Annotated in this window: 23 protein-coding genes and 1 tRNA gene; 9 read left to right on the top strand and 15 right to left on the bottom strand. The window is 63.3% G+C overall.

Going from position 1 to position 22,717, the window contains the following annotated elements; genetic code table 11:
- Positions 1–379: 379 nt before the first annotated feature.
- Positions 380–1,057 carry an AAA family ATPase gene (locus ABIB73_RS28285; protein WP_354229552.1) on the top strand — a complete coding sequence of 226 codons (678 nt, stop codon included), beginning with the start codon at positions 380–382 and terminating at the stop codon, positions 1,055–1,057.
- 77 nt (positions 1,058–1,134) lie between these two features.
- Here the strand turns inward: ABIB73_RS28285 and ABIB73_RS28280 are convergent, their stop codons facing one another.
- The 5 genes from ABIB73_RS28280 to trxB all read right to left on the bottom strand — a co-directional run bounded on the left by ABIB73_RS28280 (position 1,135) and on the right by trxB (position 5,381).
- A complete protein-coding gene (locus ABIB73_RS28280; RefSeq protein WP_354229326.1) occupies positions 1,135–1,281 on the bottom strand; it encodes a hypothetical protein in 147 nt (48 codons plus the stop codon).
- A gap of 130 nt (positions 1,282–1,411) precedes the next feature.
- Positions 1,412–1,558 (bottom strand): hypothetical protein, encoded by a 147-nt coding sequence (locus ABIB73_RS28275; protein WP_354229324.1) that lies wholly within the window; start codon positions 1,556–1,558, stop codon positions 1,412–1,414.
- 572 nt (positions 1,559–2,130) lie between these two features.
- Complete coding sequence (locus ABIB73_RS28270) at positions 2,131–3,039, bottom strand: 4-hydroxy-tetrahydrodipicolinate synthase family protein (protein ID WP_354229322.1); 909 nt, start codon at positions 3,037–3,039, stop codon at positions 2,131–2,133.
- Positions 3,040–3,486: 447 nt separating this feature from the next.
- Positions 3,487–4,410: a LysR family transcriptional regulator gene (locus tag ABIB73_RS28265; RefSeq protein ID WP_007614700.1), complete on the bottom strand. Its 924-nt coding sequence runs from the start codon at positions 4,408–4,410 to the stop codon at positions 3,487–3,489.
- A gap of 5 nt (positions 4,411–4,415) precedes the next feature.
- Complete coding sequence (gene trxB, locus ABIB73_RS28260) at positions 4,416–5,381, bottom strand: thioredoxin-disulfide reductase (RefSeq protein WP_354229320.1); 966 nt, start codon at positions 5,379–5,381, stop codon at positions 4,416–4,418.
- A 266-nt stretch (positions 5,382–5,647) separates the two neighbouring features.
- On the opposite strand from trxB, the gene ABIB73_RS28255 reads away from it, so the two are divergent.
- The gene (locus ABIB73_RS28255; protein WP_045003640.1) at positions 5,648–6,127 is read left to right on the top strand and encodes an Lrp/AsnC family transcriptional regulator; all 480 of its coding nucleotides are present in this window, start codon (positions 5,648–5,650) and stop codon (positions 6,125–6,127) included.
- 77 nt (positions 6,128–6,204) lie between these two features.
- Entirely contained in the window at positions 6,205–6,396 is a 192-nt protein-coding gene (locus tag ABIB73_RS28250; RefSeq protein ID WP_354229318.1) for a hypothetical protein, read from the top strand.
- Between the two features lie 97 nt (positions 6,397–6,493).
- Here the strand turns inward: ABIB73_RS28250 and greA are convergent, their stop codons facing one another.
- The 3 genes from greA to ABIB73_RS28235 form a co-directional block, all read right to left on the bottom strand.
- On the bottom strand, positions 6,494–6,967 hold the full coding sequence (gene greA, locus ABIB73_RS28245) for a transcription elongation factor GreA (protein WP_027534300.1): 474 nt from the start codon (positions 6,965–6,967) through the stop codon (positions 6,494–6,496).
- Between the two features lie 215 nt (positions 6,968–7,182).
- Complete coding sequence (gene carB, locus ABIB73_RS28240; protein ID WP_354229316.1) at positions 7,183–10,647, bottom strand: carbamoyl-phosphate synthase large subunit; 3,465 nt, start codon at positions 10,645–10,647, stop codon at positions 7,183–7,185.
- Positions 10,648–10,790: 143 nt separating this feature from the next.
- The gene (locus ABIB73_RS28235) at positions 10,791–11,960 is read right to left on the bottom strand and encodes an MFS transporter (RefSeq protein ID WP_354229315.1); all 1,170 of its coding nucleotides are present in this window, start codon (positions 11,958–11,960) and stop codon (positions 10,791–10,793) included.
- Positions 11,961–12,071: 111 nt separating this feature from the next.
- On the opposite strand from ABIB73_RS28235, the gene ABIB73_RS28230 reads away from it, so the two are divergent.
- On the top strand, positions 12,072–12,443 hold the full coding sequence (locus ABIB73_RS28230) for an ArsR/SmtB family transcription factor (RefSeq protein WP_354229313.1): 372 nt from the start codon (positions 12,072–12,074) through the stop codon (positions 12,441–12,443).
- A 117-nt stretch (positions 12,444–12,560) separates the two neighbouring features.
- Here ABIB73_RS28230 and ABIB73_RS28225 read toward each other — a convergent pair.
- Together ABIB73_RS28225 and ABIB73_RS28220 are read right to left on the bottom strand one after the other, a co-directional pair.
- Positions 12,561–12,636 (bottom strand) — tRNA-OTHER (locus ABIB73_RS28225).
- Positions 12,637–12,725: 89 nt separating this feature from the next.
- Positions 12,726–13,427 carry a class I SAM-dependent methyltransferase gene (locus ABIB73_RS28220; RefSeq protein WP_354229311.1) on the bottom strand — a complete coding sequence of 234 codons (702 nt, stop codon included), beginning with the start codon at positions 13,425–13,427 and terminating at the stop codon, positions 12,726–12,728.
- Between the two features lie 115 nt (positions 13,428–13,542).
- On the opposite strand from ABIB73_RS28220, the gene ABIB73_RS28215 reads away from it, so the two are divergent.
- The gene (locus ABIB73_RS28215) at positions 13,543–14,067 is read left to right on the top strand and encodes a Dps family protein (protein ID WP_354229309.1); all 525 of its coding nucleotides are present in this window, start codon (positions 13,543–13,545) and stop codon (positions 14,065–14,067) included.
- Between the two features lie 81 nt (positions 14,068–14,148).
- Here the strand turns inward: ABIB73_RS28215 and ABIB73_RS28210 are convergent, their stop codons facing one another.
- Together ABIB73_RS28210 and carA are read right to left on the bottom strand one after the other, a co-directional pair.
- Positions 14,149–14,670 (bottom strand): hypothetical protein, encoded by a 522-nt coding sequence (locus tag ABIB73_RS28210; RefSeq protein WP_354229307.1) that lies wholly within the window; start codon positions 14,668–14,670, stop codon positions 14,149–14,151.
- A gap of 202 nt (positions 14,671–14,872) precedes the next feature.
- Entirely contained in the window at positions 14,873–16,063 is a 1,191-nt protein-coding gene (gene carA, locus ABIB73_RS28205; protein ID WP_354229306.1) for a glutamine-hydrolyzing carbamoyl-phosphate synthase small subunit, read from the bottom strand.
- Positions 16,064–16,294: 231 nt separating this feature from the next.
- On the opposite strand from carA, the gene ABIB73_RS28200 reads away from it, so the two are divergent.
- The 3 genes from ABIB73_RS28200 to ABIB73_RS28190 all read left to right on the top strand — a co-directional run bounded on the left by ABIB73_RS28200 (position 16,295) and on the right by ABIB73_RS28190 (position 19,756).
- Positions 16,295–16,750, top strand: a complete 456-nt coding sequence (locus tag ABIB73_RS28200) for a GatB/YqeY domain-containing protein (RefSeq protein ID WP_354229304.1) — start codon at positions 16,295–16,297, stop codon at positions 16,748–16,750.
- A 120-nt stretch (positions 16,751–16,870) separates the two neighbouring features.
- The gene (locus ABIB73_RS28195; RefSeq protein WP_354229302.1) at positions 16,871–18,016 is read left to right on the top strand and encodes an epoxide hydrolase family protein; all 1,146 of its coding nucleotides are present in this window, start codon (positions 16,871–16,873) and stop codon (positions 18,014–18,016) included.
- A gap of 129 nt (positions 18,017–18,145) precedes the next feature.
- Positions 18,146–19,756: an acyl-CoA synthetase gene (locus ABIB73_RS28190; RefSeq protein ID WP_354229300.1), complete on the top strand. Its 1,611-nt coding sequence runs from the start codon at positions 18,146–18,148 to the stop codon at positions 19,754–19,756.
- 111 nt (positions 19,757–19,867) lie between these two features.
- Here the strand turns inward: ABIB73_RS28190 and ABIB73_RS28185 are convergent, their stop codons facing one another.
- The 3 genes from ABIB73_RS28185 to ABIB73_RS28175 are packed head-to-tail and all read right to left on the bottom strand — an operon-like array spanning position 19,868 to position 21,154.
- The gene (locus ABIB73_RS28185) at positions 19,868–20,380 is read right to left on the bottom strand and encodes an SRPBCC family protein (RefSeq protein ID WP_354229298.1); all 513 of its coding nucleotides are present in this window, start codon (positions 20,378–20,380) and stop codon (positions 19,868–19,870) included.
- Complete coding sequence (locus tag ABIB73_RS28180; protein WP_354229296.1) at positions 20,377–20,847, bottom strand: SRPBCC family protein; 471 nt, start codon at positions 20,845–20,847, stop codon at positions 20,377–20,379. Before ABIB73_RS28180 ends, ABIB73_RS28185 begins: the two co-directional genes overlap by 4 nt.
- A complete protein-coding gene (locus ABIB73_RS28175; protein ID WP_354229550.1) occupies positions 20,840–21,154 on the bottom strand; it encodes an ArsR/SmtB family transcription factor in 315 nt (104 codons plus the stop codon). Before ABIB73_RS28175 ends, ABIB73_RS28180 begins: the two co-directional genes overlap by 8 nt.
- Before the next feature lie 115 nt (positions 21,155–21,269).
- Between ABIB73_RS28175 and ABIB73_RS28170 the strand changes: the two genes are divergently transcribed.
- Positions 21,270–22,715: an LVIVD repeat-containing protein gene (locus tag ABIB73_RS28170; RefSeq protein ID WP_354229294.1), complete on the top strand. Its 1,446-nt coding sequence runs from the start codon at positions 21,270–21,272 to the stop codon at positions 22,713–22,715.
- Positions 22,716–22,717: the final 2 nt, after the last annotated feature.

The raw sequence follows: 22,717 nt of genomic DNA, 5'->3' as shown, positions 1-22,717 counted from the left end.
AGCGTCTTGCACCTCCCCCTCGCGTCAAAATGACTCAGGCACCAGCCACGCGACAGCCACTGGACTCCTTTTGTTCGCCTGATAGCGCGCACGCCTGCTGCAATTGCGCTTGCATCCGATGGGAAAGAGTCGCGAAATGTTTTGCGCGGCGAGGTTGCATTCCGCTTTTTCCCTCGTCGTTGCTCAAAAAACGCACGATTACCCGTGTGAAGGGCGCTTCGCGACGGTTTGTGTCCGTCGTCGCGCGAAGCAGTGTGACTCAAAAGCCAACACGCCTTGTTATTTCGTGGCTGTGACGCAACTCCTGATAAATTTTTCTTTCACGAATCAGCGCGGTGATTCATTTTCATGGCCTGGGGTCAATCTGGAGGCCAGAGGTATGAACGTTATTGTTTTTGCATCGCGTAAAGGCGGCTCGGGCAAGAGTACCCTGGCCGCACATCTCGCCGCGCAGATCAAGGCGACTAAGCCTATTCTGCTCGTCGATGCGGATCCGCAAGGATCGCTCACGCTGTGGCACAAGCTGCGTGGCACCAACGAGCCGCCGATCAAGTCTGCGGTGAACTCTGTCAGCGGCATCGTCTCCGCTGCCAAGCGCGATGGATATGAATGGGTGTTGATCGACACGCCGCCGAACCTGTCGGCCGTCGTCGATGACGCGATCAGGAACGCGACGATGGTGATCATTCCGGCGCGTCCCGGCGTGTTCGACGTCAACGCGGTGCAGGAAACCATCCAGATGTGCCGCGCGGCGCGCAAGCCCTACGCGGTCGTGCTCAACGGTGCGCCGGCCCGTCGCGACGATGTGGAAAGCCCGATCGTCGCCATCGCCCGCGAAGCGCTCGCCAAATTCCGTGCACCGGTGTGGGGCGGCCAGATCACCAACCGTTCGGATTTGCTGATGGCGTTGAGCCACGGCGAAGGCGCGCAGGAATATCAGTCCGAGAGCCGTGCGGCTCAGGAAATTGCAAGGCTGTGGGCAGCGATCGAGCGTTCAGTGAAGGCTATTCGCGGCACGGCGTCGGCTTCCGGCGCAATGCACAAGCAGGCGGCATAATTTCATCATTCATTTCCCCGGACGAAAAACGCGCGGACGTCCGCGCGTTTTGCGTTTTTGGGGATGACGATCGCGCTCTACGCCACCATCAGCATGTAGAACACGATCACCGGCGTCAGCGTCAGGATCACCGACCAGATGCCGACGGTCCAGAGAATGTCCCCGGTGGTAAAGCTCTGCTGCCCGGCGTCGTAATGCGACGCCATATCATTCTGACTATTCACAAACGCCCCCGCGATTTCTTCGCTTATGGGCTCAAGTGTCGCGCGAGATGTTTTAAGTTCCCGGTCGCAACTCCGCTGGCATTTGAACACAGGTGTGACCCGCGGATTAACCATCCGCGCGGGGTGAGTGTCAGGCGAGCCAGACGCGAAACAGCAGCACCGGCATCAGGCCGAGCATCACGGCCCAGAAGCCGAACGACGACACCACCAGAATTCCCTGCAAGAGATCAGCGGACGCGAAGATGTCTGCCGCCGTCGGACGACTGCGTTGCCCCATGGTTATTCCCCCTGTTTGAAGACTTTGCAGCGGAACGATAGGCGCCATTGCGTAAACGAGCCGTGGATGCTCCATGCGGCGGCTGCGAAGGCCGTTCGCGCGCGGTTAACCACGTGCTTCTTACCCTCCCCTGGAGGGGGAGGGTCGATTCACAGCGAGCGCAGCGAGATGTGAAGCGGGGTGGGGTGACAGCCTCTCCACTTTGCGTACTGCCCGAGTTGAGAGATCACCCCACCCCGTCACGCGTCTCGCTTCGCTCGATCGCGCGCCGACCCTCCCCCTCCAGGGGAGGGTAACAGGATCTACGCCGCTACCCATCCACCATGCTTCCGCCGGATCTCGTCAATCTGGTCCCACACCGATGTCATGACGTCCTTCGTCAGGCCGATGTCGCGGCGCAGCCTCTCGGAGAGCGGACATTTGTCGACCCATTTGTACCGGTCCGTTCCTGACAGGCATTGCCATGCGGCCCCGAGGATGCGGGTCCACCAGCGGAGTCCAGGGCTGCTGGCGCGAACGCCGGCAGCCTCGTTTGAGGAGTCGCAAGCTGCGCGAGATGGCGGGGACATGGTCTATGCCGCGACCTGCATGCGCCGCTCGATCTCGCGATCGAGTTGGGCTGCGAGCTCGCTGCTCACTTCCACCATCGGCAGGCGCACTTCGGGACTGTCGATCAGGCCCGTTCGCCACAGCCAGTACTTCGCCGGCGCCGGGCTCGGCTCGGCGAACAACAGGCGCGTCAGCTCAGTGACCTCGCGCCAGCGCGCCAGCGCCGCTTCGTGATTGCCGCGCTTCACTTCAGTGTGAACGGCGGCAAAGATTGCGGTCTCGATGTGGGCGGAGAGCAGGATGCCGCCGTCGGCGCCGTCAGTGAGCGCCTCAAAGTAATTGGCGTCCTCGCCGGTGAGCATGCGAAAGCCCTTCGGCCGGTCGCGCAGCAGCGCGATCGATTGCTCGCGGTTCGCGCCGCAATCCTTCAATCCGACGATGTTGGGATGCTCGGCAAGCCGCAGCATGGTCTGGTTGGTGATGTTGACCGCGCAGCGATAGGGAATGTTGTAGAGCGCCAGTGGCCAGGCGGCGTGATCGGCGAGCGCTTCGAAATGCGCCAGCAGTCCGCGCTGCGATGGCCGCAAATAATAGGGGCTCGCGATCAGATAGCCATCGATCGGCCAGTCCGCGGTCTCGTCGAGACGGTCCTTCAGCCGCGACGTGTCGGCGCCGGACAGGCCGAGGCAGATCGGAATGGTACGGCGGCCGGCTGCCATCTCGTCGCGCACGATGGCGACGAGGCGTTCGAGCTCGGCATCCCGCAGCGTCATGCCTTCGCCGGAGGTGGCCCCCAGGATGAAGCCGTCGACGGCCTCTCCGGCGTAGTGCCGCGTCAGCCGCCGCAGCGACGTCTCATCGAGACGGCCGTCACGAAACGGCGTCACCAGCGGCAGCCAGAGCCCGTGCATATGCGTTCGTAGGTCAGTCATGTTCCTTCTCCTTCTCGGGAAAAAACCTGAGACGGAGGGCACATGAAAAAACCCCGTCCAGGCGGCGGGGTTTTCGGGATTTGCAGCGATGACGAAGTTCGTTTAGCGCGCGCAAAAATCCGAGGTCCCCGAATGGGGGCCTTTTTTCCAGACGATTGCGCACGACTTCGTGATCATTGGCAAATGATGCGGGGTATGCGTGGAACTGTCAATACACGCGGAAGGCGAATGCCGAATTGCATGAAAAAAAGCCGGGCTCGAACGAGCCCGGCTTAAGGTATTGGCCACGTGAGGCCGACACAATCACCTTCCAAGAGGGATTACTGAACTCCCGCGCCACTGGAGGAGGGGGACAAATGCGCAACGCGAAGGCTCAGCGTGGAAACATTATGGGCTTGCCTCGCGCCATGCAGCAACCGTCCAAGCCGCATGTCAGACATGCGGAAATCAGGACGGCCAGCGCTGCGCCTTGCTCACCACGAAGTCGCGGAACACCTGCACGCGTGCGACCGTCTTCAACTCTTCCGGATAGACGAAATACGTATCGAGCTGAATCGAATCCGATTCGCCGAACAGTTGCACGAGGCGGCTCTGTTCTTCGATCAGGTAATCCGGAAGTGCTGCGATGCCGAGGCCCTGCTGACAGGCGCGCACGAGGCCGAGGATGTTGTTCACCCTGAAATAGGCCTCGCGCGGACCGCTGCCGTTGCGGCCGGCTTCGACCAGCCAGTTGCGGTTCTGAAGATGCGGCGCGAAGTTGCCGTCGGAGAGCGTGATGATGCGGTGGGAGTCGAGCTCCTCCAGCGTACGCGGCGTGCCGAAGCGCTTGATGTAGTCCGGCGAGCAATAGGCGTGGAAGCCCATCGCGAAGAGCTTGCGCTGGATCAGATCCGGCTGCGTCGGCTTGCGGGTGCGGATCGCGACGTCGGCCTCGCGCATCGACAGATCCAGCTCCTCGTCGGTGACGATCAGCGAGATCCGGATCTCCGGATAGAGCGCAGTGAATTCGCCGAGCCGCGGGATCAGCCAGTTGATGCCGACGCCGGGCGTGGTGGTGATCTTGAGATCGCCGCTCGGCCGCTCGCGGCTGTCGGTCAGTTTCGCGCGCGCCGCCTGGAGCTGCATGAAAACGTCATGCGCGGTGCGGAACAAGAGGTCGCCCTGCTCGGTGAGGATCAGGCCGCGGGCGTGGCGATGGAACAGCGAGACCGAGAGCTCCTGCTCCAGCGCCGAGACCTGGCGAGAGACCGCCGATTGCGAGAGGCCGAGCTGCTCGCCCGCATGCGTGAAGCTGCCCGCTTCCGCCGCCGCGTGAAACACCTTCAGCTTGTCCCAGTCCATATCCGTAAATCCGTCGCGTGTTCGAGCCATGATCGTTATTCCGCTGCCGCGCGCTCGCTGGCGCGCAGGGCCAAGAAGCGTTCGGCCTCGAGCGCGGCCATGCAGCCGAGGCCTGCGGCCGTCACGGCCTGGCGATAGGTCTCGTCGGCGACGTCGCCGGCGGCGAACAGGCCGGGCATCGAGGTGGCGGTCGAGTTCGGGGCGACCTCGACATAGCCCGACGGTTTGAGCTTGACCTGGTCCTTCACGAGCTCGGTCGCGGGCGCGTGTCCGATGGCGATGAAGACGCCGTCGGCCTTCAGCTCGGTCAGCGCGCCGCTCCTGACGTTCTTGAGGCGGACATGGGTGACCTTGCCCGGGTTGGCCTCGCCGCAGATCTCGTCGATGGCGCTTTCCCAGACCACTTTGATCTTGGGATGCTTGAACAGGCGGTCCTGGAGGATGCGCTCGGCGCGGAAATGGTCGCGGCGGTGAACCACCGTGACCTGCGAGGCGAAATTGGTCAGGAACAGCGCCTCCTCGACCGCGGTGTTGCCGCCGCCGACCACGATCACGTCCTTGCCGCGGTAGAAGAAGCCGTCGCAGGTGGCGCAGGCCGAGACGCCAAAACCCTTGAAGGTCTCCTCGGAGGAGATCCCCAGCCAGCGCGCCTGGGCGCCGGTGGCGAGAATCACGGATTCGGCGAGATAGACGTCACCAGAGTCGCAGGTGAGGCGGAACGGCCGCAGCGAGGTGTCGAGCTTGATCACCAGATCGGTCTTGATCTGGGTGCCCACGTGCAGCGCCTGCTTCTCCATCTGTTCCATCAGCCATGGGCCCTGGATGACGTCGGCGAAGCCCGGGTAGTTCTCGACGTCGGTGGTGATGGTGAGCTGGCCGCCCGGCTGGATGCCCTGGATCAGGATCGGCTCGAGCATTGCGCGGGCAGCGTAGATCGCCGCCGTGTAGCCGGCGGGGCCGGAGCCAATGATGACGACCTTTGCATGGACAGGGGCGGACATATTCACGGACGCCTTTCACGGGGGATTTGCAGCGCGGGCGCGGAACGTGCCGGGAGGCCTCGCGGAGGCGCTGAAATATCAGAGCTAATCTAAGCCTTCTGGTGAGCTATGCAAGAATTGCATTCCCTGGCGGCGGATTTTTCCAACAAGGAACAAAAGTCGATTGCGCTGCACGCGCAATAAAATTGCTCATTTGACTCAGACTGGGCTATGAGGATTGCGACAGACCCACCCGATACCGCCGTAAGGCCAGGAGTTCCAATCACGTGTCGCGGAACCTAGACGAGATCGACTTCAAAATTCTCGCCGAGATCCAGGCCGACGGTCGAATCACCAATGTTGAGCTGGCCAAACGGGTCGGTATTTCGCCCCCGCCCTGCCTGCGCCGCGTCCGGGCGCTGGAGGAGGAGGGCTATATCCAGGGCTATCGCGGCCTCCTGGACGCGCGGAAGCTCGGCTTCGACGTCACGGTGTTTGCCGCCGTGCACCTGTCCAGCCAGGCCGAAGCGGATTTGCGCGCCTTCGAGGAGTTCGTCCGCGCCGAGCCGCTGGTTCGGGAATGCTGGATGCTGTCGGGAGAGGTCGACTTCATCCTGAAATGCGTCGCGCCCGACATGGCGACGTTCCAGGATTTCGTCACGCACCTGACCGCAGCCCCCCACGTACGCAACGTGCGGACCTCGCTGGTGCTGCACAATTCCAAATACGAGGCGGCGGTGCCGCTCGATGTGAAGGGGCGAAGGTAGCTCGCTGCATCTTCTCCCCATTGTTCCGATCTTGCGCCCCGGACGCAGCGCAGCGGTGCGCTGCAGAGCCGGGGCCCATGCAGCAGCGGATCGCGCGGCGACCCTGGATCCCGGCTCCGCGCCGCAACGCTGACGCGTTGCAGCTTGTCCTGGACACGACACCAAAGGCTTTGCTGTCGCCTTCCCGTCATTGCGAGCGCAGCGAAGCAATCCAGAATCGTTCCGTGGTGACAGTCTGCATTGCTTCGCTGCGCAATGACGAGCGGTGAGGGCGCACCCCGCCTCATAACAGCAACACGGAGCAACAGAAAGGCCGCGCGGATTGCGCGGCCCTTTCAAAACATCGTCACGCGCGACGGCAAATCCCTACCGCCACTCCACCTTGGTGATCTCATACGCTTTGGCGCCGCCGGGTGCGTTGACCTCGACGGTTGAGCCTTTCTTCTTGCCGATCAGCGCGCGCGCGAGCGGCGAGGTGATGGAAATGCGGCCCTTCTTGGCGTCGGCCTCGACCTCGCCGACGATCTGCCACACCGCCTTCTTCTCGGTGTCCTCATCCACCAGCGTCACGGTGGCGCCGAACTTGATGGTGTCGCCGGACAGCTTCGAGATATCGATGATGTCGGCGCGCGCGAGCTTGTCCTCGAGCTCGGCAATGCGGCCTTCATTGTGGGACTGCTCTTCTTTCGCGGCGTGATATTCCGCGTTTTCCGACAGGTCGCCGTGCGAGCGCGCTTCCGCGATATGCTCGATGATGCGCGGACGGTCTTCGGACTGGCGCTTCTTCAATTCTTCCCCGAGCGCGGCAAAGCCGCCCGCGGTCATCGGAACCTTTTCCATCTTCTCTCTCGTCCTTCGATCGAGCGCCCCAATACGCGGATGGGCGCCCGCAACCTTGATTCGTCGGTCTCTCCGGAGGCTCGACACATGGGCCACCGGACATTGACAGATATGGGCTTGGCAACGGAACAGAACTGCCACCCGACCGGACAGTTCCTCCGGCCATTGTGGCTTCATCGCCAATCACTTAGCGGAGGCTTTGCCGCCGCTAATGATCAGGTGTCTGAAAAGTAGCTCTGCAGGGTACGAACCTCAAGGTCCCCGCCCAGATAGGCCCTGATGCCCTGCGCGGCCGCCACGGCCCCGGAAAGAGTGGTGTAATACGGCACTTTATGCAAGAGGGCCGCGCGCCGCAGCGAGCGGCTGTCGGCGAGCGCCTGCGGGCCTTCAGTGGTGTTGAAGACGAGCTGGACGTCGCCATTGGTGATGGCGTCGACGATATGCGGCCGCCCCTCCAGCACCTTGTTCACCTTCTCGGTCGGGATGCCCTGATCGGCGAGAAAGCGCTGCGTGCCCGATGTCGCCAGCACCTTGAAGCCGAGCGAATGCAACTCGCGCACGGCGTCGGCAATGCGCGTCTTGTCACTCTCGCGCACCGACACGAACACGGTCCCCTTGCGCGGCACCCGCGTGCCGCCACCGAGCTGGCTCTTGGCGAACGCCACCGCGAAGGAGCGGTCGATGCCCATGACCTCGCCGGTCGAGCGCATCTCCGGGCCGAGTACGGTGTCGACGCCGGGGAAGCGGGCGAACGGAAACACCGATTCCTTCACGCCGACATGCTTGAAGTCTGCTTTCTTCAGCTTGAAGTCGGCGAGTTTCTCGCCGGCCATAATGCGCGCGGCAATCTTTGCGACCGGCGTACCGACCACCTTGGCGACGAAGGGCACCGTGCGCGAGGCGCGCGGGTTGACTTCGAGCACATAGATATCGCCGTCCTTGATCGCGTACTGCACGTTCATCAGGCCGACGACGTCGAGGCCGAGCGCCAGCTCGCGCGTCTGCCGCTCCAGCTCCTCGATCATCCTGGCATCGAGCGAGTGCGGCGGCAGCGAGCAGGCGGAGTCGCCGGAATGGATGCCGGCTTCCTCGATGTGTTCCATGATGCCGACGATGAAAGTGTCCTTGCCGTCGCAGAGGCAGTCGACGTCGATCTCGGTCGCGTCGGACAGATAGCGGTCGAACAGCAGCGGGTTCTTGCCGAGCACGGTGTTGATCTGCCCGGTCTTGTCGTTCGGGTAGCGCGCCTTGACGTCGGCCGGCACCAGCTCCGGCAGCGTACCGAGCAAATAATCGCCGAGCTGGTTCTCCTCGCGGATGATCTGCATGGCGCGGCCGCCGAGCACGTAGGAAGGACGCACCACCAGCGGCAGACCGAGATCGGTTGCGACCAGGCGGGCCTGCTCGACCGAATAGGCGATGCCGTTCCTCGGCTGCTTGAGACGCAGCTTGTCGAGGACGCGCTTGAAGCGGTCGCGGTCCTCGGCGAGATCGATCGCATCGGGCGAGGTGCCGAGGATCGGCACCTCGGCGGCTTCGAGCGCGCGCGCCAGCTTCAGCGGGGTCTGGCCGCCGAACTGCACGATTACGCCGTGCAGCGTGCCGTTGGTGCGCTCCTTCGCGATGATCTCCAGCACGTCCTCGGCAGTGAGCGGCTCGAAATAGAGCCGGTCGGCGGTGTCGTAATCGGTCGACACCGTCTCCGGGTTGCAGTTGACCATGATGGATTCGTAGCCGGCATCATGCAGCGCGAAGCAGGCGTGACAGCAGCAATAGTCGAACTCGATGCCCTGGCCGATGCGGTTCGGGCCACCGCCGAGGATGATGACCTTCTTCTTGTCCGACGGTGCGCTCTCGTCCGCCGGCGCGCCCGCGAACGGCGCCTCATAGGTCGAATACATGTAGGCGGTCGGCGAGGCGAATTCGGCCGCGCAGGTGTCGATGCGCTTGTAGACGGGACGGACGCCGAGCGCGTGGCGCTTGGCGGTCACCTCGGCCTCGGTTGTCGCCACGAGCACCGCGAGCCGCGCGTCCGAGAAGCCCATGGTCTTGAGCGAGCGCATGCCGAAGGCGTTGCCCGGCAGGCCGTTCTTGCGGACCTTCTCTTCCATGTCGACGATGCCGCGCATCTCGCTGAGGAACCACGGATCGATCTTGCAGGAATTGAAGATGTCTTCGTTCGACCAGCCGAGCCGCATGGCCTGGGCGACCTGAAGGATGCGGTTCGGCGTCGGCGTGCCGAGCGCGGCGCGGATCGCGTTCTTGTCGTCGTCGTGGCCGAGACCTTCGATCTCGATCTCGTCGAGGCCGGTCAGCCCGGTCTCGAGCCCGCGCAACGCCTTCTGAAGGCTTTCCTGGAAGGTGCGGCCGATCGCCATGACCTCGCCGACCGACTTCATCGACGTCGTCAGCGTGGTGGAGGCACCCGGGAATTTCTCGAAGGCGAAACGCGGCACCTTGGTGACGACGTAGTCGATAGTCGGCTCGAACGAGGCCGGCGTGGCGCCGCCGGTGATGTCGTTGGCGATTTCGTCGAGCGTGTAGCCGACCGCGAGCTTGGCCGCGACCTTGGCGATCGGGAAGCCTGTGGCCTTCGAAGCCAATGCCGAAGAACGAGAAACACGCGGATTCATCTCGATGACGACCATGCGGCCGTCTTCCGGATTGACGCCGAACTGCACGTTGGAGCCGCCGGTCTCCACGCCGATCTCGCGCAGCACCGCCAGCGAGGCGTCGCGCATGATCTGGTATTCCTTGTCGGTCAAGGTCAGCGCCGGCGCAACCGTGATGGAATCGCCGGTGTGCACGCCCATCGGATCGAGGTTCTCGATCGAGCAGACGATGATGCAATTGTCCTTCTTGTCGCGCACCACCTCCATCTCGAACTCTTTCCAGCCGAGCACGGATTCTTCGATCAGCACTTCGTTGGTGGGAGAGGCGTCGAGACCGCGCTCGATGATGTCGAGGAATTCTTCCTTGTTGTAGGCAATGCCGCCGCCGGTGCCGCCCATCGTGAAGGAGGGACGGATGATCGCGGGCAGGCCGATCTCGGACAGCGCCATGAGCGCCTGGCCGAGCGCATATTCCTGGTAGCGCTTGCGGCGGTCGCTTTCGCCGAGAGTCCATTGCCGCTCGAGCTCTTCGAGCGCCGCACCGGACGCTTTCGCGCGTTCGGCCTGGTACTTGTCGCGGAAGGACTTCTTCAGCTCGGAGGCGTTGGCGAGCCGCGACTTCGGCGTCTCAAGCCCGATCTTGGTCATGGCCTCGCGGAACAGCTGGCGGTCCTCCGCCTTGTCAATCGCATCCGCGGTGGCGCCGATCATCTCGATGTCGAACTTCTCGAGCGTGCCTTGCCGGCGCAGCGACAGCGCGCAATTCAGTGCGGTCTGGCCCCCCATGGTCGGCAGCAGCGCGAAGCCGCCGGGAATGACGTGGCGTTCCTTCTCGATGATCTTGGCGACGATCTCGGGCGTGATCGGCTCGATATAGGTCGCATCGGCCAATTCCGGGTCGGTCATGATGGTGGCCGGGTTGGAGTTGACGAGGACGATGCGATAGCCCTCTTCCTTCAGCGTCTTCACCGCCTGCGTGCCCGAATAGTCGAACTCGCAGGCCTGGCCGATCACGATGGGACCGGCGCCGATGATCAGGATGGTGGTGATGTCTGTACGTTTGGGCATCAACTCTCGCCGAAGTGGAATTTGGGCACAAAAAAAGGGCGCGCTACCGCGCGTCCCCTGTGGTCGAGAGCGCGGTGGTCTCCCTCGCGCGCGGGTGGGTCTTAGACCAGTTTCCGGGGCGGCGAAACCCCGAAAAACGCCCATCAACCAGCAATTTTGACGGGTTTTGGCCGCGTCTGCCAACCACGGGCGAGATGCACCAGAAGCGAGGCCGTAACGCTCGTCCCGCCGATCCAGCCGAGGTCGTTTGGCGAGAGGGTGGCTAGCACCGCGCCGCCCAGGGCACCGCCGATGGCGAAGCCCAAATACATGGCGGAAGCATTGAGCGAGAGCGCGATCATCGAGGCCTGGGGCTCGATCCGGATCATGCTGGCGACCTGCGCCGGATAGAACGCCCAGCCCGAGATGCCCCAGAGGAAGATCGCGCCGAGCACGGCGTAATGCGCTTGGCCGGGCATTAATTTCAGGACCAGCGAATGCAGAATCAGCGCGGTGGCCATGCCGGCGAGCCCGAGGGCCGCGGTGGCGAGCGTGCCCAGCCGGTCGGCCAAAACGCCGCCGAACATGTTCCCGATCGCAGCGGCGGCGCCAAACACCAGCAGCGCAACGCTGATTTGCGAAGCATCGAAGCCGAGGCCGTGCAGCGGGACTGCGAAATAAGTGAAGACGGTGAAGCCGCCGAGCGCCCAGAGCACCGTGATGAGAAGCGCAACCAAGATACTGCTGTGACGCGCTACCGCCAGCCGTTCGGCGAGCGAGGCCGTGTTCCGCGGCAGGCCGCGGGGCAGGCCGAGCAGGAGGCCGGCGAGCGCCACCGCGCTAATCACGGCGACCATGGCAAAGGTCGCGCGCCAGCCGAACAGGCTGCCGACGAGATTGCCGAGGGGAACGCCGACCACGGTTGCAACCGTGAGGCCCGAAGTGACCAGCGCCACCGCGCGCCCGCGCCGTTCAGGCGAGGCAACCGCCACGGACACGGCGAGCGCCGTCGGCATGCACAGCCCGGAGCCAAGTGCCATCAGCATTCGGGAAGCGAGCAGCAGGGCGTAGCTAGAAGCCACCATGGCAGCGAGGTTTCCGGCGATGAAGGTCGTGAGCGCCAAGGCCAGCACGGTGCGGCGGTCGATGTTGTTCAGTGCCACCGCAAGGATCGGCGAGCCCACGGCATAGGTGAGCGCGTAGGCGGTGACCAATTGGCCCGCGGCTGAGATCGAAATTGACAGGTCAGTGGCGATCGCCGGCAAAAGCCCCGCAATGACAAAGCCTTCGGTGCCGATCGCAAAGGCCGCTAGGGCCAGCCAGAAGACGCTCATCGGAAATGATCCCTAGTTCAATGTTTATTGAACTATCAAACGCAAAGGTTCCGGTGTCAATTGGTTCAAGAACTATTGAACATTGCGGTTGCGTCGCTATGATTCCGGATCATGAGCCGCACGCCTCTTCACCCCACCCGCGAGCAGATCGAGCTGCCGATGGTTCTGGATTGCCTGAGCGATCCGATCCGGCTCGCGATCGTCTACCAGCTCGCCCAGCAGGAACGTGTCAGCAGCGAGCTCCGCTGCGGCGACTTCAACGGGCTGAGCGGCAAATCCAACCTCGCCTATCACTTCGCCAAGCTGCGCGAATGCGGACTGATGCTGACGCGCGTGGCCGGCACCAACCGCTTCATGCGGCTCCGCCGCGAGGATCTGGAGGCGCGCTTCCCCGGCCTGCTCGACGCCGTGCTCAGCTCCGCAGCCAAGGACGCCGACCGGCTTCAGCTTGTGTCCGAATGTGATGTGGTAGAGGGGGGTTGAAGACATTTTTGTTGGAGGGCCTGCCGAGCCGAGCCCGGCTTCGCCCTTCGGGCTTCGCCGCGGCAGCCTTCGCTACGATAGGGCCTGCCGAGCCGAAGCAGCGTCAGCTGCGAAGGCTGGAGACCCGGCCTGGATTTGAACCAGGATAAAGAGCATTGCACTGCTCTCGCGTGGACGCTTCCGCCACCGGGCCGCAGCGATCATTGCCGATCGGAGTGAGACAAGCCACCTAAGCCAATTGTTAAGCCTAACGGACCCAAGAACTTAACGGACCCAGGAAGCTTAATGGACTAACGGCGGCCGGGCGATGAAGGTCATGCGCCAGCGGTTGTGGCCGATATTGGTGTTGGCGCGTTGCACCGCGAAGCCCGCCGCCTTCAGCTTGGCGGTGATCTCATCCTCGCTGTAGCGTTGAAGCCCGATCCGCGAGCGCAGATGACGGTAATCTGACAGCGCCGTGCTGACCAACCCGACCAGCGCGTCTTTCAAAAAGCCGTGACGAAGCCCGAAGCTGAGCAGCGCCATCACGTCCCGGCCCATGCCGACATTGGGCTGGAGGATGTCGCCGAGCACCAGCTTGCCGGATGGAGTCAACAATCGCCGGATGTTGCGGAGCGCGGCATCGAGCTCCTCCGCCGTCATATATTGCGCGACCGAATTCATGATGACGAGGTCGATGGACTGGTCCTGCATCTTGCGGACGTCGTCGAGCGAGCGGACGCGGACCTTCGTGTTCGGGGCAAACCGCGCGATCAGCCGGCCGCGCACACCCGGTGCGGGCTCGGCCAGGATCAGCTTGCCGCAGGCCGCCGCCACCTGGCTCGCCGACAGTGCCTCGCCGCAGGCATAATCCAGCACGGTCGCCTCGGGCGATGTGATGTAGTCGATGATGTCCCGCGCGATGATCTGGAAGTGCAAATTGCGATGCAGCTTGCTGACATAGATCGTGTGCGTGGAGTCGTAATAATCGATCCAATCGTCCATGGTATCCGAAGGGTCCCGGCCAAACGGTTCCGACAGAGGAACCGGCGCTGCCCGCCTTGCGTTAGGGGTGCGACGGCGCGCCGTCAATGTCCGCGTCCTAACAGGAAGGTATCCCGTGAGCAAAACCAACAACAAGGTCTCGCCCGACCTCGACACCCCCACAGATCTGCAGCCCCAGGCCGTCAACAAGGTTTCCGAGGCGCTCAACGTGCTGCTGGCCGACGCCTTCGCGCTCTATCTCAAGACCAAGAATTTCCACTGGCACATCAGCGGCCGGCACTTCCGCGACTACCATCTGCTGCTCGACGAGCAGTCGGACCAGATTTTTGCCACCACCGACCAGCTCGCCGAGCGCGTCCGCAAGATCGGCGGCACGACGCTGAAGTCGATCGGGCAGGTCGCCAAGCTCCAGACCATCAAGGACAACAACGAGGACTACGTCCCGCCGCGCGAGATGCTGCGTGAGCTGATGCAGGACAACAAGCACGTCGCGAGCGCGATGCGCAAGGCGCACGAGGTCTGCGACGATGCCGGCGACGTCGCTAGCGCCAGCATCCTCGAAAACTTTATCGACGAGACCGAGCGCCGCACCTGGTTCCTGTTCGAAGCCACCCGCCAGGAAGGCGGCAACGAGGCGTAGTTTTTCGCCGGACTGCTTCAACAACGTCGTCCCGGCCTTCGCCGGGACGACGGCGGAGTGTGCAGCCAGGTTCGTGACTCACTATCGCCACAGACGCATCAGCGCTCCGTCCTTGCCCGTCACCGGATCGGCCGGCGGCAGCGCGACCTTCGGAATCGTCTTCAGCGCCTTGGCATGATTCTCCGGCGTCGGCCGCGTGATCTCCATCTTCGATCCCGGCGGATAGGCGCCGATCACACAGAAATCACCGCTTGCCTTGATACATTGGTGTCCCGTGCCTGCCGGCAGGATCGCGACGTCGCCCGCCGCAATCTCCAGCTCCTGGCCGCGATCGCCGCCGAAGCGGACCCGCGCGCCGCCGCGTGCGACGCCGAGCACCTCATGCGCGGTCGCATGATAGTGCAGATAGTCGTAGACGCCGTTGCGCCACGTGCCGCCCCAGCCGTTGGCGCCGAACAGGTGTTCGATGGTCTCCTCTGGATGTTTTGGATCGAGCTTGACCGCGCCCCGGTAGACGAGGAACGGCAGGATGTTGTTCGGCACGAGTCCATCGTCCTCGAACACGATGGCGCGCGGCTCGGCATTGTCGCGGGTGACGGACATGGCGGGGCTCCCGAAAGGACCGTGCTTATTAACCGACGCCAGCCGCATTGCGTTCCTCTTGGTCCCGGACGCGATGCAGCGCGAAGCGCTGCTTCGCAGAGCCGGGACCAAGAATGTGCGGAAGCCGTGGGCCCCGGTTCAGCAGCGCATCACGCCGCGAAGAGTAGCGCGCTGCACTGCGCCCGGGGCGCGAGAGCGCGCCTTACGCGCTCTTCTTCTGCCGCATCAGGTCGGCAAACCGCTGGAACAGGTAGTGCGAGTCGCGCGGGCCCGGTGAGGCCTCGGGATGGTACTGCACCGAGAACACCGGCCTGCCGTCGAGCTGGATGCCGCAATTGGAGCCGTCGAACAGCGAGATGTGGGTCTGCGTCGCGCCCTTCGGCAATGTGTTCTCGTCCACCGCAAAGCCGTGGTTCATCGAGGTGATCTCGACCTTGCCGGTGGTCTCGTCCTTCACGGGATGATTGGCGCCGTGATGGCCCTGATGCATCTTCCTGGTCTTGGCGCCGACGGCGAGGCCGAGCATCTGGTGGCCGAGGCAGATGCCGAACGTTGGCGTGCCCGACTTGATCACGTCCTTGATCACCGGCACCGCATATTTTCCGGTCGCGGCCGGATCGCCCGGGCCGTTGGACAGGAACACGCCGTCCGGCTTCATCGCCAGAATGTCTTCGGATGACGTCGTCGCCGGCACCACCGTCACCTTGCAGCCGACGCCGGCGAGCAGGCGCAAAATGTTGCGCTTGATGCCGTAGTCGATGGCGACGACGTTGAACTCCGGCTTGTCCTGCCGGCCAAAGCCCTTTTCCCAGAGCCACGGCGTTTCGTCCCAGGTGAAGCGCTGGCCGGAAGTGACCATCGGCACGAGGTCCATGCCCTCGAGCCCCGGCCATTCGCGCGCCTCTTCCTTGAGGCCATGCAGGTCGAACTCGCCGTTCTTGGCGTGCGCGATGACGGCATTGGGCATGCCCTTGTCGCGGATCAGCGCGGTCAGCGCGCGGGTGTCGATGCCGGAGAGGCCGATGATGCCGCGCGCCTTCAGCCACTGGTCGAGGTGCTTGGTGGCGCGGTAGTTCGAAGGATCGGTGATCGCGGTACGCAGGATCACGCCGCGCGCGCCGGGCGTCGCGGCCATGTTCACCGTCTCGATGTCGTCCTCGTTGGTGCCGACATTGCCGATATGCGGGAAGGTGAAAGTGATGAGCTGCCCGGCATAGGAGGGATCAGTCAGGATCTCCTCATAGCCGGTCATCGCGGTGTTGAAGCAGACTTCACCGACGGCATGGCCTTCGGCGCCGAGACCAAAGCCTTCGAGCACCGTGCCATCGGCGAGCACGAGGAGCGCGGTCGGTTTGTGGTCCGGCCAGGCGGGATCGTTATCATGATGTGTCATGAGCCCGCTTCATAGTCGCCGCGAGCGCCGCCGTCAAAGCGGGAGAGGGCGGATTCACATGCGTTTTTGCATATTTGACAGGTAGTCCCAGGCACTTAAGCTGGAAATGGTAATTTTTGCGCCGTTTCGGCGCCGTTTCGGAAACAATGAACCGGAGTGCGACGGGGCCGGTATGGCCTCTTTGCCGCAAACGGCTTAGATCAGGCGCAATGGATTGAGAGGATTACGGCCATGTTGCGCGACGACATCAACAATGCGGTGAAGCAGGCCATGAAGGCCAAGGAAGAGCGCAAGCTTTCCACGCTGCGCATGGTCAACTCGACCATCAAGAACGCCGACATCGAGGCGCGCGGCAACGGCAAGCCGCCGCTGTCGGATGCCGACCTGCTGGCCGTGCTCCAGAAGATGATCAAGCAGCGTCAGGAGTCCGTCGAGCTCTACGACAAGGGCGGCCGCGCCGAGCTCGCCGCGCAGGAGCGCGAGGAGATCGCGGTGATCTCGGCGTATCTGCCGAAGCAGATGTCGGATGACGACGTGAAGAAGGCGATCTCGGAGATCATCGCCGAGACGGGCGCGAGCGGCATGAAGGATATGGGCAAGGTGATCGCGGCCTTGAAGGCGAAGTACGCCGGCCAGATGGATTTCGGCAAGGCCTCTGGTTTGGTGAAGGCGGCGCTGACGGGTTAGGTCGTCATTCCGGGGCGACGCGTCAGCGTCGAGCCCGGAATCCATCGTGCCACCGAATCCGTTGATCAATGGATTCCGGGCTCGCGCTTCGCGCGCCCCGGAATGACAAGGGAGGCAACGATGACCGGCGCGATTAAACCGTTTCGCATCGCTATCAGCGACGACATCCTGACCGATCTCAAATCGCGTCTCGCCCGCACGCGCTGGCCGGAGGCGGAGCTGGTCGATGACTGGAGCCAGGGCGCGCCGCTGAAGTGGATCCAGCAGATCTGCACCTACTGGGCGAACGATTACGACTGGCGCGCGCGAGAGGCAAAGCTCAACCGCTTCGACCAGTTCACGACCGAGATCGACGGGCTCGACATCCACTTCCTGCATGTGCGCTCGATGGAGCCATCCGCGCTGCCGCTGATCATCACCCATGGCTGGCCCGGTTCGATCGTCGAATTCCAGAAGGTGATCGCGCCGCTGGTCGATCCTGTCGCCCATGGCGGCAATCCCGCGGATGCCTTCCACGTGATCTGCCCTTCCTTGCCGGGCTTTGGCTTCTCCGCCAAGCCAAAGACCACCGGCTGGGGTGTCGACCGCATCGCCACGACCTGGGCGAAGCTGATGGATCGGCTCGGATATGCGCGCTACGGTGCGCAGGGCGGCGACTGGGGCTCGGCGGTGACAAGCTCGCTCGGCATGCAGGACGGCGAGCATTGCGCCGGCATCCACATCACGCTCGCCTTCAACGCGGCGCCGAAGGTCGAGGGTGGTGAACCGACGCCGGAGGAGAAGCGCGCGCTCGCAGGCCTCAAGCATTATGTCGATCTCGACTCCGGCTATTCGAAACAGCAATCGACGCGGCCGCAGACGCTCGGCTACGCGCTGACGGATTCGCCGAGCGGGCAGGCGGCCTGGATCCTGGAAAAATTCTGGGCCTGGACCGATTGCAATGGCCACCCCGAAAACATCTTTGAGAAGGACGAACTGCTCGACAACGTCATGCTCTATTGGGTGACCGAGACCGCGACGTCGTCCGCGCGGCTCTACTGGGAAAGTTTTGGCAAGCGCCGGACCACGCCCCTCGTGAAGGTCCCGACCGGCGTCGCCGTGTTCCCCAAGGAAATCATCACGCCGGTCAGGCGCTGGATGGAGCCGAACTTCCACAACGTCACGCATTGGAGCGAGATGGAGAAGGGTGGCCATTTCGCGGCCTTCGAGCAGCCCGAGTTGTATGTCGGTGAGGTCAGGAATTTCTTCCGGACGGTGCGCTGTTAGGGAGCAAGATGCCTCCGCATCGTCATGCCCGGGCTTGTCCCGGGTATCCACGCCCTTAAACTCAGGGCTAAACAAGAACGTGGATGGCCGGGACGAGCCCCGCCATGACGACGCTGCCGGGAAACGACCATGCTCACCGAAGCCGCAACCTACGACGAGCTCTACCGCAACTTCCGCTGGGACGTCCCGGCGCGCTTCAATATGGCGGAGGCCTGCTGCGACCGCCATGCCGATGGCACCGGCCGCCTCGCGCTGGTCTATGTCGACGAGAACGGCGCCACCACGCGCACCTCGTTCGACGAGGTCGCGGAGATGTCGCGCCGCTTCGCCAATGTGCTGAAGGCGGACGGGCTCGGCCGCGGCGACCGCGTTGCGGTGTTTCTGTCGCAATCGCTGGAGCTGCCGATCGCGCACATGGCGGCGTTCCGATCGGCAATGATCTCGATCCCGCTGTTTGCCTTGTTCGGCGAGGACGCACTGGAATTCCGCCTGTCGAACTCGCAAGCCAAGGCGATCGTCACCGACGAAGGTGGCTGGGAAAAGCTCGCGAAGATCCGCGATCGCCTGCCGGACCTGAAGAACGTCTATGTGGTCGGCGAACGCGCGCCGGCGGGCACGAAGTCATTCTGGGATTCGGTGAAGGCCGCATCGCATGACTTTGCACTGGTCGACACGTCCGCCGATGATCCCGCGCTGATCATCTACACCTCAGGCACGACCGGCAATCCCAAGGGTGCGTTGCATGCGCATCGCGTCGTGCTTGGCCATCTCCCGAATGTCGAGATGTGCCACAACTTCCTGCCGCGGCCCGGCGATCTTATGTGGACGCCGGCGGACTGGGCCTGGATCGGCGGGCTCGTCAACGGCCTGTTCGCGTTCTGGTATCACGGCATCCCCCTGGTCGGACACCGCGCGCGAAAATTCGAACCGCAGGCGGCGATGCAGATGATGGCCGACCTCGGCGTCCGCAACGTCTTCCTGCCGCCGACCGCGCTGAAGCTGATGCGGCAGGCCGGCGTGAAGCATTCCGGCGTCAAGCTGCGCAGCATTTTTACTGGCGGTGAATCGCTCGGCGGCGAGCTTCTCGGCTGGGTGCGCGAGACGTTCGGCATCGATGCGCATGAGGTGTTCGGCCAGACCGAGTGCAATCTCGTGATCGGCAGCAATTCCAACCTGTTTCCGATCCGTCCCGGCTCGATGGGCCGCTCGACGCCGGGTTTTGACGTTCGCATTGTCAACGACAAGGGCGAGGAGCGGCCGCGGGGACAGCGCGGCATCATCGGCGTGCGCCAGCCGTGCCCGTGCACGATGATCGAATACTGGCGCAATCCGGAGGCGACGGCGAAGAAATATGCCGGCGAATTCCTGCTCACCGGCGATCTCGGCGTGCAGGATGACGACGGCTATTTCTGGTACGTCAGCCGCGAGGACGATGTCATTACCACCGCCGGTTATCGCGTCGGCCCGTCCGAGATCGAGCACACGCTGATGAAGCATCCGTCGGTGGCGATGGCCGCGGTGGTCGGCATTCCCGATCCGATCCGAACGGAATCGATCAAGGCCTGGATCGTGCTGCGTCCGGGCTTTACGCCAAGCGACGCGCTCGCGCGCGAGATCCAGGAATTCGTCAAGGTGCAGCTCGCCGCCCACGAATATCCGCGGTTTGTCGAGTTCGCGGAGACGCTGCCGATGACGGCGACGGGCAAGGTGCTGCGACGGGAGTTGCGGGCGAAGGGGTAGGTTGCTTCAACAAACGCCGTCATTGCGAGGAGCTCTTGCGACGAAGCAATCCAGAATCTCTCCGCGGATGCATTGCTGGATTGCTTCGCTTCGCTCGCAATGACGGGGTGCCTACGGCGTCCTGATCCCCATCGCCTTCAATGCCGCCAGCATTTGCGCCGGTGGCGCCATCTTGATCTGCGGCGCCTTGCCTGTTTCCAGCAAACTCTTCAGCCCCGACAGGATCGCGGGCCAGCCCGAGCGGCCGCCGGCAAGAATGTCGTCGCTGAGCGGCCGGTCATGGCCCTCGCTCATGGTGAGCCGCACCGCGTCGCCGACCGGCTCGATGTCGTAGGTAACCAGGGTTGGCCCGAGCTTCTCGATCAACTCCGGCCAGTTGACGTTGAAGGTGACCGAGAGCTTTTTCGGCGGGTCGTATGCGAGCACCTCGCCGCTGATGTGCACGGCGCCGTCGGGCGTGCGAACGATGAATGCGCCGCCGAGCCTTGGCTCGACTTCCACGGCATTGCCGAAGAAGTATTTGCGGGTGAATTCGGCCGACGTCAGCGCCTCCCAGACCTTCTCGGGCGTGGAGGCGATGTAGATGGTGTAGACCGTGAGCGGCTTGAACTGATCGAGGGTCATTTCGCGTCAAATCCCTTCTTGAGCGCCGCGCGCGGAATGGCGAGCACTTGGCCTCTCTCCAGCAGGCTCTTGAGCCCGGACAGGATCGCCGGCCAGCCATTGGAGATGGCGCCGAGATACTTGCCGCCCTCGACAAAACCGTCATGTAGCACGGTTAAACGCACGAGCGAGCCGAACGGTTCGATGGTGAAGACGACGCGTGATATCGGTTCACCGCGCAGCTCTTCGAATTTCTGATGCTTGAAGCTGTAGGACAGCCGCCGCGGCGGATCGGCCTCGAGGATCGCACCGGAATCGGTGGTCTCGCCGTCGAGCAGGAGCGCGAAGGGTGAGCCGACCTTCCAGTCTGACCTGACCTCGGCGCCGAACCAGTATTGTCTGGTGAATTCGCTCGACGTCAGCGCCTCCCACAGTTTTTCCGGCGTGGTCTCGATGTAGGTCACATAGGTGAATTGCGGCTTACTCATCGCGCTTCTCCAACTGGCGTTTCAATTCGCTGAGTGCGGCGAGCTTGCCACGCTCGAATTTTTTGATCCAGCGTTCGCCGATCTGATGGATCGGCACCGGATTGAGGTAATGCAGCTTCTCGCGGCCATGCCTGATGGTCGTGACCAGATTGGCCTCTTCCAGAATGACAAGGTGCTTCGTCACGGCCTGACGCGTCATCGCGAGGCCCTCGCAGAGTTCGTTCAGCGTCTGGCCGTTCCTGGTGTGAAGCCTGTCCAGCAGCGACCGTCGGGATACGTCGGCGAGCGCTTTGAAGACTTCATCCATGGCGATGATAATAGGCAACTAAATAGTTGCATGTCAAGATGGTGTCTTTGGCGCGTCTCGCCGGCTGTGTTAGCCTCGAAGCTCAGCCAACGCAGATTGGTTCCGGGAGGACTTCATGTTCCGTTGCGTCCCACTTGCTGCCTGCCTCGTCCTTTTTGCTGGCAGCACCACGGCCTACGCCGAGAAGCAGACGATCGGCGCGCCGCCAGAAGCTTCCAACATGAAGCTCGTCGGCACCGACGATCTCCAGGCACGCAGCGCCTATCAGCCGACCATCCATCACCAGGGCGACCGCTGGATTGCCTATATCGGCCATCATGGCGGCACCGACGTCGTGCCCGCGCCCGTCAATCCGATGACGGGCAAAGCCGAGCCGAACGGAACCTCGATCGTCGACGTCACCGATCCCGCGCATCCCAAATATCTGCGGCACCTGCCGGGGCAGGAGGGCAAGTATGAATCCGGCGGCGCGCAGATGGTGCGGGTTTGCGATGGCAAGTCGTTGCCGAAGGGCGATCCCAATGCGGTCTACATGCTGCGCACCTTCGGCAGCGAGGCGCATGAGATCTGGAACGTCGCCGATCCCGCCAGCCCCGTGCTGATCACACGCCTCGGTGGCTTGAAGGACACGCACAAGAGCTGGTGGGAATGCGACACCGGCATTGCCTATCTCGTCTCGGGCGCGCCGGACTGGCGCACGCGGCGCATGACGCAGGTCTATGATCTCAGTGATCCCGCGCATCCGCAAAAAATCCGCGACTTCGGTCTCCCCGGTCAGGAGCCGGGGTCAACCGGCGTGGTGCCGACCGAACTGCACGGGCCGATCTCGACGGGGCCGCAGGGCAACCGAGTCTATTTCGGCTACGGCACCAACAAGGGCGGTATCCTGCAGATCGTCGATCGCGAAAAACTCCTGAACGGCGGTAAGGAGCCGACGCCGGACAATCTGCGCTATCCCGAGATTTCGCGGATGCCAATGTCGGCCTTCAACGGCGCCCACACGACGTTTCCGATGCTCGACATGCCCGTCGCCGAATTCGCCGAGGACAAGGACGGCAAGACCCGCGACATCGTCATGATCGTGGATGAGGCGATCTTGAACGAATGCGGCGAGGCGCGGCAGATGGTGTGGTTCGCCGACGTCACCACCGAGACGCGGCCGATGATGATCTCGAGCTACACCGTGCCGGAGGCAAGCAGTCAGTTCTGCCAGCGCGGCGGCCGCTTCGGCTCGCACTCCTCGAACGAAAGCATGGCGCCGGTCTACTACAAGAAGATGGCCTTCATCGCCTTCTTCAATGCCGGCGTGCGCGCGCTCGATATCCGCGATCCCTATCATCCCAGGGAAGTCGGCTATTTCATTCCTTCGATCACGCAGGCGACCGACAAACGCTGCATTCCCATTGAGGGCGGCGAGCGCTGCAAGGTTGCGATCCAGACCAACAACGTCGAGACGGATGATCGCGGTTACATCTACATCGTCGATCGCGCCAACACGGGCCTGCATATCCTCGAACTGACCGGGCCCGCGCGCGCCGTCGCCGGCCTGCCGAAGAACTGACG

It is taken from the genome of Bradyrhizobium sp. F1.4.3, from assembly GCF_040548375.1.
Classification (GTDB): Bacteria; Pseudomonadota; Alphaproteobacteria; order Rhizobiales; family Xanthobacteraceae; genus Bradyrhizobium.
This window is presented reverse-complemented; position numbering and strand designations above follow the sequence as displayed.

Bases quoted from the DNA above. Each gene is read 5' to 3' on its own strand.
- ABIB73_RS28285 (WP_354229552.1), top strand. From the start codon at position 380: ATGAACGTTATTGTTTTTGCATCGCGTAAAGGCGGCTCGGGCAAGAGT.
- ABIB73_RS28275 (WP_354229324.1), bottom strand. From the start codon at position 1,558: ATGGGGCAACGCAGTCGTCCGACGGCGGCAGACATCTTCGCGTCCGCT.
- ABIB73_RS28270 (WP_354229322.1), bottom strand. From the start codon at position 3,039: ATGACTGACCTACGAACGCATATGCACGGGCTCTGGCTGCCGCTGGTG.
- ABIB73_RS28265 (WP_007614700.1), bottom strand. From the start codon at position 4,410: ATGGCTCGAACACGCGACGGATTTACGGATATGGACTGGGACAAGCTG.
- trxB (WP_354229320.1), bottom strand. From the start codon at position 5,381: ATGTCCGCCCCTGTCCATGCAAAGGTCGTCATCATTGGCTCCGGCCCC.
- ABIB73_RS28250 (WP_354229318.1), top strand. From the start codon at position 6,205: ATGCAGCAGCGGATCGCGCGGCGACCCTGGATCCCGGCTCCGCGCCGC.
- greA (WP_027534300.1), bottom strand. From the start codon at position 6,967: ATGGAAAAGGTTCCGATGACCGCGGGCGGCTTTGCCGCGCTCGGGGAA.
- carB (WP_354229316.1), bottom strand. From the start codon at position 10,647: ATGCCCAAACGTACAGACATCACCACCATCCTGATCATCGGCGCCGGT.
- ABIB73_RS28235 (WP_354229315.1), bottom strand. From the start codon at position 11,960: ATGAGCGTCTTCTGGCTGGCCCTAGCGGCCTTTGCGATCGGCACCGAA.
- ABIB73_RS28230 (WP_354229313.1), top strand. From the start codon at position 12,072: ATGAGCCGCACGCCTCTTCACCCCACCCGCGAGCAGATCGAGCTGCCG.
- ABIB73_RS28220 (WP_354229311.1), bottom strand. From the start codon at position 13,427: ATGGACGATTGGATCGATTATTACGACTCCACGCACACGATCTATGTC.
- ABIB73_RS28210 (WP_354229307.1), bottom strand. From the start codon at position 14,670: ATGTCCGTCACCCGCGACAATGCCGAGCCGCGCGCCATCGTGTTCGAG.
- carA (WP_354229306.1), bottom strand. From the start codon at position 16,063: ATGACACATCATGATAACGATCCCGCCTGGCCGGACCACAAACCGACC.
- ABIB73_RS28200 (WP_354229304.1), top strand. From the start codon at position 16,295: ATGTTGCGCGACGACATCAACAATGCGGTGAAGCAGGCCATGAAGGCC.
- ABIB73_RS28195 (WP_354229302.1), top strand. From the start codon at position 16,871: ATGACCGGCGCGATTAAACCGTTTCGCATCGCTATCAGCGACGACATC.
- ABIB73_RS28190 (WP_354229300.1), top strand. From the start codon at position 18,146: ATGCTCACCGAAGCCGCAACCTACGACGAGCTCTACCGCAACTTCCGC.
- ABIB73_RS28185 (WP_354229298.1), bottom strand. From the start codon at position 20,380: ATGACCCTCGATCAGTTCAAGCCGCTCACGGTCTACACCATCTACATC.
- ABIB73_RS28180 (WP_354229296.1), bottom strand. From the start codon at position 20,847: ATGAGTAAGCCGCAATTCACCTATGTGACCTACATCGAGACCACGCCG.
- ABIB73_RS28175 (WP_354229550.1), bottom strand. From the start codon at position 21,154: ATGGATGAAGTCTTCAAAGCGCTCGCCGACGTATCCCGACGGTCGCTG.
- ABIB73_RS28170 (WP_354229294.1), top strand. From the start codon at position 21,270: ATGTTCCGTTGCGTCCCACTTGCTGCCTGCCTCGTCCTTTTTGCTGGC.